Below are 13,858 nucleotides of genomic sequence, written 5' to 3'. Positions count from 1 at the left end.
CCATGAGCGGTGTCACACCCGTCGACCGCCGCCGCGAGGACATCGTCCAGGAGCACATGCCGCTGGTCGGTCATCTGGTCCGCGAGATGCTGGCCCGGGTGCCGCAGCACGTCAACCGCGACGACCTGATGTCCGCCGGTTACGCCGCCCTGGTGCACGCGGCCCGCGGCTTCGACACCGACCGCGGTGTCCCGTTCGCCCGGTTCGCGGCCGCCCGGGTGCGCGGCGCCCTGCTGGACGAGCTGCGCGGCCTGGACTGGGCGAGCCGCTCGGTACGGCAGCGGGCCCGGCGCACCGACACGGCCCGCCAGGAGCTCACAGCCGAGCTGGGCCGCACGCCGACAGTGCAGGAGGTGGCGGACCGGCTGGGCTGCTCGGTGGAGGACATCGAGCACGCCGACGACGACGTGCACCGCGCCGTGGTGTTCAGCCTCCAGGGTTTCGCGACGGCCGCGGCCGACGACATGGTCACCGAGCCCAGCGCCGGGCCGGAGGAGATGCTGATCCGCCGGGAGAAGCTGGGCTACCTGCGGCACGCCGTGGACGCGCTGCCCGACCGGCTGCGCGCGGTGGTGCAGGGCTACTTCTTCGACGAGCGGCCGATGGCCCGGATCGCCGACGACCTGGGTGTCACCGAGTCGCGGGTGTCGCAGCTGCGCGCCGAGGCGCTGGGCCTGCTGCGCGACGGGCTGAACACGCACCTGGATCCGTCGATGGCGGCACAGGCCCCGCCGAAGGAGGGCTGCGTGGCCCGCCGCCGGGCCGCGTACTACGACCAGATCAGCGCGCGCGGCGATCTCCGTACGCGTCTGGCCATGACCGGCCCGGACGGCCTGCCGCGCGCGGCCTGACAGCGATGCCCGCCGCTTCGACGAAGCGGCGGGCATCGGAAGGGTCACTGACCGGCGCAGGTGCCGGCCTTCTTCTGCGCGGCGATCGCCTTGGCCGCGCCGAGCTTGTAGAGCGCGAGGCCCTCCTTGGCCGGCTCCAGCTTCCAGGCGTTGCTCTCGTAGACCATCGTGTACGACTGCGCCGCCACCAGCTGCTTCGCGATGACGATCGCCTTGTCCGTGCCCTCCATGCGGGCGCTGGTCAACTGGATCGCCAGGCCCTTGCGGGAGCAGGCCTGGTTGAGCTTGACGTAGTCGTCCTTGCTGATCGCCTGCTTGCCGGCCGTGGTGTACATGTCCCAGGCGCCGGCGAAGTCGCCGCCCGCGAAACGGTCGAAAACGGTCTGCGCGGCGGCCTTGGCGCCCTCGACAGTCTTGGGCTCGGGTCCGCCGGCGGCGGCCTGCGCGGCGTTGCCGGCGGGCTCGTCGTCGCCGCCGGAACACGCCGTGACGAGGGTGAGGGCGGCGACCCCGGTGAGGGCGAGCGCGCCGAGACGTCGGATCGGGTGGTTGTGGTTCATGCCCGGGTTAAGTCCGATCGACGGTCGCGCGTAACGGCTCGCCGGGAAAATTGACAGATTGCGGACAGCACCGTGACCGGTTGGGGAACGGCCGTCGATGGGCTAATCTGGCCGATTGTCGAGCAATAAAAAAGCAACCAAGAATGGTTGCTGGAGCCGAATGTTACCACAAAGGGGAGTGGATTTGTCAAGCTCCGCCGGGGACGACCTCCGTTCCGAGCAGGCGTACCTCACCACCCTCTACGGCCGCCTGGACAGCCTGCGTGAGCAGGCCGATCGGCGCCTCAAGACCATTCTGCTGGAGGCCGGCGGCACCCCGCAGGGCCGTACCCAGCGCGAGGCCACCCGGGCCCACTATGCCGAGCAGCTCGCGCAGATGAATGCGGTCGAGAACGGCCTGTGCTTCGGCCGTCTAGATTTCACCGCGAGTGAGCCGCGTTACATCGGCCGGCTCGGTCTCTCGGCCGAGGAGCACGACCGAGACCCGCTGCTGGTCGACTGGCGCGCCCCGGCGGCCCGGGCGTTCTATCTCGCGACCGCCGTCTCGCCCGATGGGGTGACCCGCCGGCGCCACCTGCGCACCAAGGGGCGCGTGCTCACCGGCATCGACGACGAGGTGCTCGACATCGAGCACGCCGCGCCGGGCGGCCGCGAGGACGTGACCGGCGAGGCGGCGCTGCTGTCGGCGCTCACCGCGAGCCGCACCGGCCGGATGCGCGACATCGTCGAGACCATCCAGGCCGAGCAGGACGAGGTGATCCGGGCCGGGCTCAACGGGATCATGGTCGTGCAGGGCGGGCCGGGCACCGGCAAGACGGCGGTGGCGCTGCACCGGGCGGCGTACCTGCTGTACACGTACCGGGCGCAGCTCACCAAGCAGGGCGTGCTGATCCTCGGGCCCAACACGACGTTCCTGCGCTACATTTCGCAGGTGCTGCCGTCGCTGGCCGAGACCGGCGTGCTGCTGGCCACGCTCGGCGACATGTTCCCCGGCGTCCGCGCCCGGGCGGCCGAGTCGCCGGCGGCGGCCGCGGTCAAGGGCCGCCTCGGCATGCTCGAGGTGCTGCAGAGGGCGGTCGCCGACTGGCAGACCGTGCCGGACGACTACATCGAGGTCGACCACGACGGCTATCCGCTGCGCATCGAGCGGTCCGTGCTCGAGGACGCCCGGGCCGCGGCCCGCAGGTCCGATCGCCCGCACAACGTGGCCCGGCAGATCTTCGTGACCGAGGCGATCCACGCGCTGTCGCTGCAGATCGCCGAGCGGATCGGCGCCGACCCGCTGGGCGGCGAGAACCTGCTCTCCGAGGCCGATCTCGCCGAGACCCGCCGCGAGCTGCGCGAGGACATCGACGTCCAGCAGGCGCTGTTCGACTTCTGGCCGGTGCTGACCCCGCGCCGGGTGCTGCGCGAGTTGCTTTCCGACCCGGCGCGGCTTTCGTCGGCCGCCGAGGATCTTGCGGAGAACGAGCGGTCGCTGCTGCTGCGCGGCCATGACGCCCGGTTCACCCCGGCCGACGTGCCGCTGCTCGACGAGTTGGCCGAGCTGCTGGGCGTCGACGACACGCTGCGCAAGCGGCAGGCGGCGGTGGAAAGGCGAGAGGCGATCGAGTACGCCGAGGGCGTGCTGGAGATCGTCGAGGGCTCCCGATCGCTGGACTTCGAGGATGAGCAAGACTTCGAAAAGGACGAAGTGCTCTCCGCGTCCGACGTGGTGGACGCCAGTGCGTTCGTCGAGCGGCACGAGGTCCTCGACACGCGTACGGCCGCCGAGCGCGCCGCCGCCGACCGTACCTGGGTCTTCGGCCACGTGATCGTCGACGAGGCGCAGGAGCTGTCGCCGATGGCCTGGCGGCTGCTGATGCGCCGCTGCCCGAGCCGCTCGATGACCGTGGTCGGCGACGTCGCGCAGACCTCCGAACTGGCCGGGACGACGGGCTGGGAGCAGGTCTTCGAGCCATACGTGGCGCAGCGCTGGAACCTGGTCGAGCTGACCGTGAACTACCGCACGCCGGCCGAGGTGATGGCGGTCGCGGCCGACGTTCTGGCGGCGGTCGACCCGGCGCTGCAGCCGCCGCGATCGGTGCGGTCCGCCGGCGTGGCGCCGTGGTCGCTCCGGGTGCCGCGAGCCGCGCTTCCCGCCGAGATCACAGCTGCCGTACGCCTGGAGGCGGCCGAAGCCGGTGAGGGGCGGGTCGGGGTTCTCGTCCCCGAGGCGCTCGAGCCCGAGCTGGGCCGGCACCTGGTCGAGACCGTCCCCGGCGCGGCCGTCGGCGAGCAGCCCGACCTGCTCAACCAGGTCGTGCTGATGACCGTCCGGCAGGCGAAGGGCCTCGAGTTCGACGCGGTGATCGTGGTCGAGCCCGACGAGATCATCGCCGAGAGCCCGCGCGGCTTGTCGGATCTCTACGTGGCGGTGACCCGCGCCACCCAGCGCCTCGGCGTCCTGCACACCGCCGACCTGCCCAAGGTGCTGACGGCTCTCGCGTCATGAAAAAAGGGCCCGGCGACATCGCCGGGCCCTTCGTTCCTGGTTACGCCGCGGGTGCGGGCGTGCGGTCGATCTGGTTGCGACCGAAGGTCGTGTGCCCGTGGGCGTTGGTCATCGCGAGACGGCTGTGCAGCGAGGTGCTGCTCGCGATGCTGGCGTAGTAGGTCGCCCGGCGGCGGGCGGTGATGCTCTCCGGGTTGTCCGGCACCGGCGCCAGGTCGGGGTTCAGGTGCGTGTTGAGGCCGTCCTTGAGCAGCGACAGCGCCTCGGCGCGCAGCTGGCTGATCCGGCTCTCGGTGACGCCGAGGTCGTCCGCGATGTCGGCCATCGGCCGCTCGAGGAGGAAGTACTCGGTGATCACGTACTGCAGCCGCTCCGGCAGCGAGCCGATCGCGTGGTGCAGGTAGCCGATCTGCTCGCGGCGCAGCAGCATGTCCTCCGGGCCCGGCGTCTTCTCGGTGACCAGGTCGTCGGCGCTGCTGGTGGTGAAGCCCTGCAGCGACAGCACGGTGGCGCGCTGCACGTCGGTGTCGGTCTGCTGCAGGTCGTTGGTGGTGGTGCCGAGCGCCTGGGCGAGCTCGTCCGGGGTGGGCGTGCGGCCCAGCGTGGTGGTGAGCTGCTGGCGGGTGGTGTCGGTGGCGCGCGCCTTGGTCCGCACCGAGCGGGTCGCCCAGTCCAGCGAGCGCAGCTCGTCGAGGATGGCGCCCCGGATCCGGGTGCTCGCAAAGCGGTGGAACGGGATGCCCCGGTCGGGGTCCCAGCCACGGGCGGCGGTCACGAGCGCGTGCAGGCCGGCGCTGGTGAGGTCGTCGCGGTGGATGTGGTTAGGGATGCGGGTGAGCATGTCGCGCACCAGGTGGCCGACGAGCGGCATGTGGGTGCGGATCAGCTCCTCCTGCTCGGTGGCAGAGAGCACCGTAGCGGCGGGCGCGGTGTCGACGGCGTTCGTCACGTTGGTGGTCATGTCATTCCCCCGGTTGTCGTTGCTGACGGGGAAGACTTTCCGTGGCGACGGGTACAGCTTCAGGTCACGCTCAGGTGCGTCAAAGTTGCGGAGTTTAGGAATTTGCGGGGATTGGGCAGGCTGAGTTCATGGACCTGACCGACAGCGGGACGACGGTCAATATCATCGCCGGGATCGCCATCGCGCTCGGCGTGATCGGCGTGGTCATCCCGATCCTGCCCGGACTGCTGCTGGCCTGGGCGGGCGTGCTCTTCTGGGCGCTCGCCGGGGACGCCTCGGGCGCGCTCAAGTGGCTCGTCCTCGTACTCGCGACGCTTGTTGCCGTGATCGGGGCGCTGATCAAGTACCTCGTACCCGGGAAGCGGTTGAAAGCCGCCGGCGTGCCCAACTCGGCGCTGCTGGCCGGCGGCGTGCTCGGCCTGATCGGGTTCTTCGTGGTGCCGGTGGTGGGGCTGATCCTCGGCTTCGTGCTCGGCGTGTGGCTGGTCGAGCGGGCCCGGCTCGGCCCCGGTCAGGCCTGGCCGTCGACCAAGCAGGCGCTCGGCGCGGCCGGCCTGGCCATGCTGATCGAGTTCACCGCGGGGCTCGGCGTCGCGGTCGTCTGGGTTTTCGGGCTGCTGGCTACCTGAACCTTCTCTTTCGCCGGCGCTGCGTGAGAAGCAGGAGCAGTGGCGTGCCGGCCAGCGCCAGCGCGATGCCGCCCGCCGCGATCACGGTGGTCAGGTCCCGTCCCGACGCCGTGCGGATCGAGGGAGCGCCCGCCTTGGGCGCGGTCGTCGACTCGGCTCTCGCGTCGGTGGTGGCCGCCTTCTGCTCGGCGACCTCCTCGGGGGTGACCAGCTTGCCGACCGAGGCGTCCTTGGGCAGCGAGAAACCCCAGTCCAGCAGCGCGGCGCCCTGCTGCCAGCCGCGCAGCGGCCGGGCCTCGGCGCCGAGCAGCGTCACCACGAGCCGCCGGCCGTTGCGCTGGGCCGCGCCCATGTAGCTGTGCCGCGCCACCGTGGTGAAGCCGGTCTTGCCGCCCATCGCCCCCGGGTAGTTGAAGATCAGCTTGTTCTCGTTCTGGAACTGGAAGCCGCCCTTCTTCAGCTGCGGCTGAGCGGGCATCTGCGCGGACTTGGTGAGCACGTACTTGCGGAAGTCCGCGTTCGCGAAATCCTTGCGGGCGATCAGCGCCAGGTCGTACGCGCTGGTGAATTGCCCCTTGCCGTCGAGACCGCTGGGCGTGACCGCGTGCGTCTGGTAGGCGCCGAGCCGCTGGGCCTCCGCGTTCATGGCGGCCACCGTCGTGGCCACGCCGTTGGCGCCGCCGCCACCGGCCAGCCGGGCCAGCGCATTGGCGGCGTCGTTGCCCGAGTTGAGCATCAAGCCCAGCCAGAGCGTGGAGATCGGGTACTTGCCGCCGACGAGAAGGCCCACGGCCGAGCTGTTGACCTCGATGTCCAGGTCGCTGCGCGCCACGGTCATGGTCTGCTTCGGGTCGAGCTTGTCGATCACCGTGGCGGCCAGCAGCGTCTTCTGCACGCTCGCCGGCGTCTGGTAGACGTGCGGGCCGCAGCCGCCGAGCACCTCGCCGGTGTCCAGGTCGGCGACCATCCAGGTGGTCGCGGTGACCGCGGGCGGCTGTCTCGCGCCCGCCGGAATGATCAGGCCGTGGGTGGCGAGGGCGTCGCCGCCGACCGCGCTGTTGACCGGATCGTCGGGTGGCGGCACCGGTCGCGGCGGTATGCCGGCCGGTTTCGCCACATTCGGCTTAGGACAGGGAACATCTGCTGCGCTGGCCGGTTCCGCTTCGCTCCACGGCGATCGCCTTGTAACCGGTGAGATGGCAGGCGGTTTTCCGCACTCCGCAAACCCCGCGGAGAGCGAAAAACCACATGCCATCTCACCGGCGGCGATCGCGGGGGCGGTGATCACCGCTACTACCGCGACTGTTGCGGCCAACGGTGCAGCGATCCGGCTGAGGGGGATGCGGATCAAGGCCAGGTGACTCCCGCGTCGAGCCGCTGGTCGAGAAGTCGAGCCAGCGGAATGGTCTCGCCGTCACCGCCGCCCGCGCCGACGATCAGCTTGGGGGTGCTGGGGGAGAGGTCGGCGCCGGCGAACCGGGCGCGCCACGATGACGGAACGGTCAGGACGTAATACTCGCCGTGCTCACCGACGGCGACCGAACGATTCGATTTCAGATACCACCCGCGCGCTCTCGTGCGATACGTCGCGTGGCCGTCGAAGCTGCGCGCGGTCAGCGGATGTGGCGCCAGGCCGCGCTCGGCGGCCCGCCGGACGAACGAGGACAGCAGGTCGGCGGCCTGACGCGCCTCGGCCTGCTGGCCGGCGGCCAGCGCGGCCGCGTGCTCGTCGATGGCCCGCCGGCGCTGCTCGTTCCACGCCGCACGCTCGTCCATGACTGCGACCCTAGGTGATCCACGTGGCCGCCTGCCACCCGGTCTTTCCTCGCCCGTTTCCTGTGAATGCCGGTCCCGCCATTTGAATAACGGACCGGTCGCGGAGGGAAACAATTGCGAATTCTGGCCCGATGAGTTGCGCCGGAACCCGGTTACGAGCAACACTGGGCGCGGTTGATCTGGATTAACTCGGGAGTCATTATGGCGCGGCAGGTTATCACCACGCTGATCGACGATCTGGACGGAAAGAAGGCGGACCGCACCGTCGAGTTCAGCCTCGACGGTATTAACTACACGATCGACCTTTCCGAGGCCAATGCCGGGAAGTTGCGTAAGGCTCTCGACCCGTTCATCAACGCGGGCACCCGTCTGGGCCGGAGCGCGGGCCGCATCCCCGCCCGGCGCACGGCCCCCAGCCGCACGGCAGGCTCGCGCGACGAGAACAGGTCGATCCGCGAGTGGGCTCAGGCCAACGGCCACCAGATTTCCGAGCGCGGCCGCATTCCGCAGTCCGTCACGGACGCGTACCGGGCCGCGAACGGCCGTTAAAGCGGTAGCAGCCCGGCGACGGATTCGAGAACTTTTTCGTCGCCGGCGTACCAACTCGATGCCCGGGGCCAATGGGTGATGGCGTCGGTGAAGCCCAGCGCGGCGGCGCGCCCCACCGCGTCGGTGAAGGCGTCGACGCTGGTCATCGAATAGACCGGGGACGTGTCCAGGTTGAGATAGCGCGGTATGGCGTCCAGCGGGCGGCCGGCCGCGCTCATCGTCTCTTCGAACCGGGCAACGGTCTCCGCTATCGACCGCCACCACGACTCCGCGTCCGGAACGTCGTGGGCGCCGGTCGTGACCCAGCCGTCGCCGTGCTTGGCGGCCAGCCGCAGGGCGCGCGGGCCGTTCGCCGCCACGATGAACGGCGGCCGCGGCTGCTGCAGCGAGCCGGGGATGCTGCGCGCGTTCACCGCCTGGTACCACTCGCCGCGCCACGTCGTCGCCGGGTTCGCCAGGATCGTGGCGAACACGTCGAGGAACTCGGTGAAGCGGTCGACCCGCCGGCGCGGGGTCAGCTCGGGCTCGCCGAGCACCGCCGAGTCGAAGCCGATGCCGCCGGCGCCCAGCCCGAGCAGCAGCCGGCCGCCCGAGATGTCGTCGAGCGAGATCACCTCGCGGGCGAAATGCACCGGGTGCCGGAAGTTCGGGGAGGCCACGTACGTGCCCAGCTTGATCCGGCTCGTCACCATCGCGGCCGCGGTCAGCGTCGGCACGGCGTCGAACCACGGACCGTCGATCAGGTCGCGCCAGCCCAGGTGGTCATAGGTCCAGGCGTGGTCGAAGCCGTACTCCTCGGCGCGGCGCCAGCGGCCGGCGGACACCGACCAGCGCTGGTCGGGAAGGATCACGATGCCGATGCGCATGCGGGGAACCTACCTCAGGCCGTACGCAAATCCGCCGTTTCCTCCTCGGCCGGCTCGGCCGCCTCGGCGAACACTCGCAACGACCGCAGCAGCTCCTCGCGGGACGACTCGGGCATGCGGTCGAGGACCTCGGCCAGCGCCACCCGGCGACGCTCGCGGATCTGGTCGAGCAGCCGCCGGGCCGACGAGGTCAGCATCAGCCGCACCTCGCGCCGGTCACGCGGGTCGGGCACCCGGCGCAGCAGCCCGGCGGCCTCGAGCCGGTCGCACAGCCGGCTCGCCGACGACGGGACCACGTCGAGCGCCTCGGCCAGCCGGCTCATGTTGGTCTGCCGATTGTCCGAGACGAAGGTCAGCACGCGCAGCTGGGCGGGCGGCACCGTGGGGGTCTGCGCGACGCGGGCGGCGTCCAGCACGGACACGAGGGACTCGACCGCCGATTCGACGGCCGCGGCGACGTGGGTGACCCGGTCGTCCATGTCGGATATATCCCTGTCTGCAGAAGGCCTGCGACGTGGTGCCGGACTGCGACTACCCCCTCTTGACGCGGTTCATGCCCGGTTATCTGAGCCAATCCAAGCAGACGAGCACGGCGTCGTCATCAGCGTCGAGGCCGTCGTGGTACTCGCGCAGCGCCCGGACGACCGTGCCGACCGCCTCGGACGGCGGCTGGAGCCGGGTCCGGCGCAGGGCCGTGAGCAGCGCCGAGGCACCGTACGGGGCCCGTCCGCCGGGCGCCGCGGCGTGCACGCCGTCGCTGGCCACCAGCAGTCGGTCGCCCGGCTCGAGCTGGAACTTCTGCGTCTCGTACCGGGTGTCGCCGAACATGCCGAGCGGCAGCTGCTGCTCCAGCGTGACCGGCCGGATGTCTCCGTTGTGCGCGACCATCGCCTTCGGCGAGCCGGCGTCGACCGCCTCCACCGCGCCGTCGGTCAGCCCGATCTCGAGCAGCAGGGTGGCCACGTACGCGTTGCCGCCGTGCCGCGAGTAGACCGCGTCGGAGGCCAGCTCGGCCTGCTCGACGATGCCGGCCCCGGAGCGGCGGGCGTTGCGCATGGCGTTGACCGCGACGGCGGTGAGCAGCGTCGCCTCGATCCCGTCGCCGTGCCCGTTGAGCACCGTGACGGTGAGCCGGTCGCCGGTGACCGACCAGTCGTAGTGGTCGCCGTAGACCGCGTAGGCGGGCTCCAGCGCCCCGGCCAGCCGGAACCGCTCGCCGGTGAGCGAGCGCCCGGGCAGCAGCTCCCACTGGAGCTCGGCCGCCATCGTCAGGCGCTGCCGCCGGCGCACCTTGTGGTAGCGGTCGGTGTCCCGGTCGGCGGTGCGCAGCGCCATGGCCAGCTCGTCGGCGACCACCGCGAGCTCCGTGGTCAGCTCCCGACCGGTCTCGAGCTCGGTCTCCAGGCTCAGCACGCCGAGCCGGTCGCCCCAGACGGTGAGGGGCAGAAGCACCTTGGCCGGGCCGTCCAGCCGCGGGTCGACCACGGGCAGCTGGCTGCCGAAGCAGCGCTGCTCCAGGGGCCCGCCGGTGGGGCCCTCGGGGTCGAGCACCGGCCACAGGGCGGACAGGCTCAGATCGCCGAGCAGCACCTCGACCCGGTCGGCCGCGTAGTGGGCGCGCAGGTGTTCGGCGGTGACCTCGGGAAGGCGATCGGGCGGCGCAGCGCGCAGTTGCGCGCCGACCGATGCCGGGCCGTCGGACACTCGATCTCCTTTCACGGTCGGCAATAATTGCCGGAGTGCAAGCATGATAGGCGCTTGCCTCCGCTGCGGCTGACGAGCCCTAGGCGAACGACTTCTCGAAGTGGATGAGGCTGCCGCTGCGGGGCGTGGAGTTCAGCCGTACGTTCTCGGCGAGCGCCTTGATCAGGAACAGCCCACGGCCGCGGTCGTTCTCCGCCTGTGGCGGGTCGATCGCGGCTGGGTCGAACCCGACCCCGTCGTCGCGCACATCGATCGTGCAGCGGTCCTCGGCGACCTCGAGATGGACCTCGAAGCTCTCCGTACCCGACGCGTGGTGGACCACGTTGGCGCAGGCCTCCGTGATCGCGAGCTCCAGATCGGCGCCGGACTCCTGGTCCACGTGCAGGACGGCGAGGGCGCTGCGCAACAGTCGGCGCACGGCGGGAACGCTGCCGGCCTCACGCGGCAGGTTGAGCCGGACTGTCATACGCATATCACTCATGTGCCCGGGGTGCGGCCCGCCTAATCGTCAGTGTGCTCAACCGGGTGGTCGCGAAAAACGTGTTATCCATGGACGGCTCGCGCGTCCCCCTATGGTCGCCCGGCAAACCACGGGCGGGGACGCACGACGAAAGGCAGGATCATGGCGGACCAACCGGACATCGCGACGGTCATCGCGGCCCGCGCCGGCGACCCGGCCGCCGTCGACCGGCTCGTCGCGGGGTACCTGCCGCTCGTCTACACGATCGTCGGCCGCGCCCTCGAGGGCCACGCGGACGTCGACGACGTGGTGCAGGACGTGATGCTGCGGGTCCTGCGCAACCTCGGTGACCTGCGCGAACCCGAGTCGTTCCGGTCCTGGCTGGTGGCCATCACGGTCCGCCAGGTGCGTGAGCGGTTCCGGTTCCGGCGCGGCGCGCCCGACGCGCTGGTCCACGAGGACGTCCGCGATCCCGGCGCCGACTTCACCGACCTGGCCATCACCCGCCTCGAGCTGTCCGGGCAGCGCCGCGAGACGGCCGAGGCGACCCGGTGGCTCGACGAGGAGAACCGCGAGCTGCTCTCGCTGTGGTGGCTGGAGGCGTCCGGCGAGCTCACCCGCGACGAGATCGTCGAGGCCACCGAGGTCACCCGCCAGCACGCCGCCGTGCGCATCCAGCGGATGAAAGGCCAGCTCGAGACGGCCCGCGTGGTGGTGCGGGCGCTCGCCGCCCAGCCGCCCTGCCCCGACCTGCGCCTGATCACCGTGCACTGGGACGGCACACCGGGCGCGCTGTGGCGCAAGCGCATCGCCCGGCACACCCGCGACTGCGTGCACTGCACGCCCGCCTGGCACAACCTGGTCGCGGCCGAGCGGCTGCTCGCCGGGATGGCCCTGGTGCCGATCCCCGCCTCGCTGGCCGGCAATGTCGGTGGCTCGGCCATCTTGTCGACCGGTGGCGCTCATCTCGCTACCAAGATCGGTCTGGGCGTCTCGCAGAAGGTGCTGACCGCGGCCCTCGCGACCACCGCGGTGGCCGGCGCCGGGACCGCCGTGGTCGTTTACCACCAGTCCTCGCCGCCGCAGCAGCCGACCGCGGCGGTAGTCGTCACCTCGGCGCCCGTTGTCAGGCCCACGACCGTTGCGGCGTCCCGCACCGCCTCGCCGAAGCCGTCGCCGACCCCCTCCAAGACCTCGAAGAAGCCCGCCGTCGTGATCACCGCGAAGGCGAGCAAGAAGAAGGGCGTCGGCGTCTGGAAATTCACCGGCCTCAAGGCGGCGCTCGCCGACGTCGGCGCGGGCTGGTACTACAACTGGGCCTCGAACAACGACGACGTGCCCGGCCCGTCCGGCGTCGAGTTCGTCCCGATGATCCGGGCCAAGGGCGACGCCACCGACGCCACGATCGCGCGGGCCAAGAAGGAGAGCGGCGGCGAACTGCTCGGCTTCAACGAGCCGGACATGGCCGGGCAGGCCGACATGAGCGTCGAGGACGCCCTGGCCGCGTGGCCCAAGCTCCAGGCGACGGGCTTGCGCTTGGGGAGTCCTTCCGTCGCGTACGGCGGTGACACGGCCGGCGGGTGGCTCGACCGATTCATGAGCGGGGCGAAGGACAAGGGTTACCGGGTCGACTTCATCACTTTGCACTGGTACGGGTCGGACTTCAGCGCCGCCTCGGTCGACCAGTTCCTCGGGTACGTGGACGCCGTGCACAAGCGCTACAACAAGCCCATCTGGATCACCGAGTTCGGCCTGATGAACTTCTCCGGCTCGCCGAAGTACCCGTCGTCGTCGCAGCTCGTCACCTTCATCAAGGGCACCACGTCGGGCCTGCAGAAAAGGTCGTACGTCGAGCGGTACGCCTGGTTCGGCCTGCCCGCGGTGGCCGACAGCGTGGACTTCGGCCTCTACAAGGACGGTGATTCTCCGACGGCGGCGGGGGAGGCCTACAAAGCCGCGGGTTAGGGTCGACTCATGATTCGGTTCGGGTACAAGGCGTCGGCCGAGCAGTTCGCGCCGGCGGAGCTCCTCGGGTACAGCGTGCTGGCGGAGGAGCTGGGCTTCGACTCGGTTTTCGTCTCCGACCATTTGCAGCCCTGGCGGCATCACGGCGGCCACGCGCCGGCCGCGCTTCCGTGGCTGGGGGCGCTCGCCGCCCGTACCGAGCGCGTGCTGATCGGCACGAGCGTGCTCACCCCGACCTTCCGCTACCACCCCGCCGTGGTCGCCCAGGCGTTCGCCACGCTCGGCATGCTGGCCCCCGGCCGGGTGGTGCTCGGCGTCGGCTCCGGCGAGTCGCTCAACGAGGTGCCGCTGGGCATCCCGTGGCCCGACGGCAAGGAGCGCTTCGCCCGGCTGAAGGAGTCGGTGCAGCTGATCCAGAAGCTCTGGCGCGAGGACCGGGTCACCTACGAGGGCCAGTTCTACCGCACCGAGAACGCCACGATCTACGACAAGCCCGAGACTCCGGTGCCGATCTACATCGGCGCCTCCGGCCCCGCCGCCACCCGCCTGGCCGGCCGCATCGCCGACGGTTTCATCACCACCAGCGGCAAGGGCCACGACCTCTACACGGAAACCCTGCTCCCCGCCGTCCGCGAGGGCGCCGAGAAGGCCGGCCGCAAGCTGGACGACCTGGACCTGATGATCGAGGTCAAGGTCTCCTTCGACGACGACCTGGACAGGGCCCGGAACGACACCCATTACTGGGGCGCGCTGGCCCTGTCGCCCGAGGAGAAGACCGGCGTGGAGGACCCGCTGGAGATGCAGCGCCGCGCCGACGCCCTGCCGGTCGAGCGCACGGTCACCCGCTGGATCTGCTCCTCGGACCCCGAAGAGCACGGTGACCGCGTCCAGGAATACCTGGACATGGGCTTCAAGCACCTGGTCTTCCACGCGCCAGGCCCCGACCAGGAGCGCTTCCTGCGCCTGTACGCGGACCAGATCCTGCCCCGCCTGCGCGCCAACGCCTAGGGTCTGTCCTGCCGCTCACGAGGGGCTGCGGCGTG

At 70.9% G+C, this 13,858-nt stretch carries 14 protein-coding genes; 6 read left to right on the top strand and 8 right to left on the bottom strand.

All coding sequences use genetic code 11. The annotated features are described in order from the left end of the window. Positions 1-2: 2 nt before the first annotated feature. Positions 3-851: a sigma-70 family RNA polymerase sigma factor gene (locus tag ACQPZX_RS37415; protein WP_433366271.1), complete on the top strand. Its 849-nt coding sequence runs from the start codon at positions 3-5 to the stop codon at positions 849-851. Positions 852-895: 44 nt separating this feature from the next. Here the strand turns inward: ACQPZX_RS37415 and ACQPZX_RS37410 are convergent, their stop codons facing one another. Beyond that, positions 896-1,411, bottom strand: coding sequence for a hypothetical protein (locus ACQPZX_RS37410; protein WP_433366269.1), 516 nt, complete (start codon positions 1,409-1,411; stop codon positions 896-898). A 160-nt stretch (positions 1,412-1,571) separates the two neighbouring features. Between ACQPZX_RS37410 and ACQPZX_RS37405 the strand changes: the two genes are divergently transcribed. Continuing rightward, positions 1,572-3,905: a HelD family protein gene (locus ACQPZX_RS37405; RefSeq protein ID WP_433366266.1), complete on the top strand. Its 2,334-nt coding sequence runs from the start codon at positions 1,572-1,574 to the stop codon at positions 3,903-3,905. Between the two features lie 40 nt (positions 3,906-3,945). Here the strand turns inward: ACQPZX_RS37405 and ACQPZX_RS37400 are convergent, their stop codons facing one another. Further along, entirely contained in the window at positions 3,946-4,866 is a 921-nt protein-coding gene (locus tag ACQPZX_RS37400; RefSeq protein ID WP_433366263.1) for a sigma-70 family RNA polymerase sigma factor, read from the bottom strand. A gap of 128 nt (positions 4,867-4,994) precedes the next feature. Between ACQPZX_RS37400 and ACQPZX_RS37395 the strand changes: the two genes are divergently transcribed. Beyond that, positions 4,995-5,495: a DUF456 domain-containing protein gene (locus ACQPZX_RS37395; protein ID WP_433366260.1), complete on the top strand. Its 501-nt coding sequence runs from the start codon at positions 4,995-4,997 to the stop codon at positions 5,493-5,495. On the opposite strand, the gene ACQPZX_RS37390 is transcribed toward ACQPZX_RS37395, so the two are convergent. After that, on the bottom strand, positions 5,488-6,750 hold the full coding sequence (locus ACQPZX_RS37390; RefSeq protein ID WP_433385659.1) for a D-alanyl-D-alanine carboxypeptidase family protein: 1,263 nt from the start codon (positions 6,748-6,750) through the stop codon (positions 5,488-5,490). The two genes, ACQPZX_RS37395 and ACQPZX_RS37390, sit on opposite strands and share 8 nt — an antisense overlap. Before the next feature lie 92 nt (positions 6,751-6,842). Then, entirely contained in the window at positions 6,843-7,271 is a 429-nt protein-coding gene (locus ACQPZX_RS37385) for a hypothetical protein (protein ID WP_433366257.1), read from the bottom strand. 201 nt (positions 7,272-7,472) lie between these two features. Here ACQPZX_RS37385 and ACQPZX_RS37380 point away from each other — a divergent pair, with 201 nt between their 5' ends. Beyond that, positions 7,473-7,820 (top strand): histone-like nucleoid-structuring protein Lsr2, encoded by a 348-nt coding sequence (locus tag ACQPZX_RS37380; protein ID WP_433385656.1) that lies wholly within the window; start codon positions 7,473-7,475, stop codon positions 7,818-7,820. On the opposite strand, the gene ACQPZX_RS37375 is transcribed toward ACQPZX_RS37380, so the two are convergent. The 4 genes from ACQPZX_RS37375 to ACQPZX_RS37360 form a co-directional block, all read right to left on the bottom strand. Next, the gene (locus tag ACQPZX_RS37375) at positions 7,817-8,686 is read right to left on the bottom strand and encodes an LLM class flavin-dependent oxidoreductase (protein WP_433366254.1); all 870 of its coding nucleotides are present in this window, start codon (positions 8,684-8,686) and stop codon (positions 7,817-7,819) included. The genes ACQPZX_RS37380 and ACQPZX_RS37375 overlap by 4 nt on opposite strands. Positions 8,687-8,700: 14 nt before the next feature. Next, positions 8,701-9,165 (bottom strand): MarR family winged helix-turn-helix transcriptional regulator, encoded by a 465-nt coding sequence (locus ACQPZX_RS37370; RefSeq protein ID WP_433366251.1) that lies wholly within the window; start codon positions 9,163-9,165, stop codon positions 8,701-8,703. A gap of 82 nt (positions 9,166-9,247) precedes the next feature. Next, on the bottom strand, positions 9,248-10,390 hold the full coding sequence (locus ACQPZX_RS37365; protein ID WP_433366248.1) for a PP2C family protein-serine/threonine phosphatase: 1,143 nt from the start codon (positions 10,388-10,390) through the stop codon (positions 9,248-9,250). 79 nt (positions 10,391-10,469) lie between these two features. Next, positions 10,470-10,856 carry an ATP-binding protein gene (locus ACQPZX_RS37360; RefSeq protein WP_433366245.1) on the bottom strand — a complete coding sequence of 129 codons (387 nt, stop codon included), beginning with the start codon at positions 10,854-10,856 and terminating at the stop codon, positions 10,470-10,472. Between the two features lie 156 nt (positions 10,857-11,012). Here ACQPZX_RS37360 and ACQPZX_RS37355 point away from each other — a divergent pair, with 156 nt between their 5' ends. Both ACQPZX_RS37355 and fgd read left to right on the top strand, forming a co-directional pair. Beyond that, the gene (locus ACQPZX_RS37355; RefSeq protein WP_433366242.1) at positions 11,013-12,815 is read left to right on the top strand and encodes a sigma-70 family RNA polymerase sigma factor; all 1,803 of its coding nucleotides are present in this window, start codon (positions 11,013-11,015) and stop codon (positions 12,813-12,815) included. 9 nt (positions 12,816-12,824) lie between these two features. Then, positions 12,825-13,823 carry a glucose-6-phosphate dehydrogenase (coenzyme-F420) gene (gene fgd / locus ACQPZX_RS37350; protein WP_433366239.1) on the top strand — a complete coding sequence of 333 codons (999 nt, stop codon included), beginning with the start codon at positions 12,825-12,827 and terminating at the stop codon, positions 13,821-13,823. Positions 13,824-13,858: the final 35 nt, after the last annotated feature.

The sequence above is a fragment of the Actinoplanes sp. CA-142083 genome, assembly GCF_050942195.1.
In the GTDB taxonomy this organism is placed as follows: Bacteria; Actinomycetota; Actinomycetes; order Mycobacteriales; family Micromonosporaceae; genus Actinoplanes.
Note: the sequence above shows the minus strand (reverse complement) of the source record. Positions and strands in the feature narration are given on the sequence as shown.

Bases quoted from the DNA above. Each gene is read 5' to 3' on its own strand.
- ACQPZX_RS37415 (WP_433366271.1), top strand. From the start codon at position 3: ATGAGCGGTGTCACACCCGTCGACCGCCGCCGCGAGGACATCGTCCAG.
- ACQPZX_RS37410 (WP_433366269.1), bottom strand. From the start codon at position 1,411: ATGAACCACAACCACCCGATCCGACGTCTCGGCGCGCTCGCCCTCACC.
- ACQPZX_RS37405 (WP_433366266.1), top strand. From the start codon at position 1,572: ATGTTACCACAAAGGGGAGTGGATTTGTCAAGCTCCGCCGGGGACGAC.
- ACQPZX_RS37400 (WP_433366263.1), bottom strand. From the start codon at position 4,866: ATGACCACCAACGTGACGAACGCCGTCGACACCGCGCCCGCCGCTACG.
- ACQPZX_RS37395 (WP_433366260.1), top strand. From the start codon at position 4,995: ATGGACCTGACCGACAGCGGGACGACGGTCAATATCATCGCCGGGATC.
- ACQPZX_RS37390 (WP_433385659.1), bottom strand. From the start codon at position 6,750: ATGGCATGTGGTTTTTCGCTCTCCGCGGGGTTTGCGGAGTGCGGAAAA.
- ACQPZX_RS37385 (WP_433366257.1), bottom strand. From the start codon at position 7,271: ATGGACGAGCGTGCGGCGTGGAACGAGCAGCGCCGGCGGGCCATCGAC.
- ACQPZX_RS37380 (WP_433385656.1), top strand. From the start codon at position 7,473: ATGGCGCGGCAGGTTATCACCACGCTGATCGACGATCTGGACGGAAAG.
- ACQPZX_RS37375 (WP_433366254.1), bottom strand. From the start codon at position 8,686: ATGCGCATCGGCATCGTGATCCTTCCCGACCAGCGCTGGTCGGTGTCC.
- ACQPZX_RS37370 (WP_433366251.1), bottom strand. From the start codon at position 9,165: ATGGACGACCGGGTCACCCACGTCGCCGCGGCCGTCGAATCGGCGGTC.
- ACQPZX_RS37360 (WP_433366245.1), bottom strand. From the start codon at position 10,856: ATGACAGTCCGGCTCAACCTGCCGCGTGAGGCCGGCAGCGTTCCCGCC.
- ACQPZX_RS37355 (WP_433366242.1), top strand. From the start codon at position 11,013: ATGGCGGACCAACCGGACATCGCGACGGTCATCGCGGCCCGCGCCGGC.
- fgd (WP_433366239.1), top strand. From the start codon at position 12,825: ATGATTCGGTTCGGGTACAAGGCGTCGGCCGAGCAGTTCGCGCCGGCG.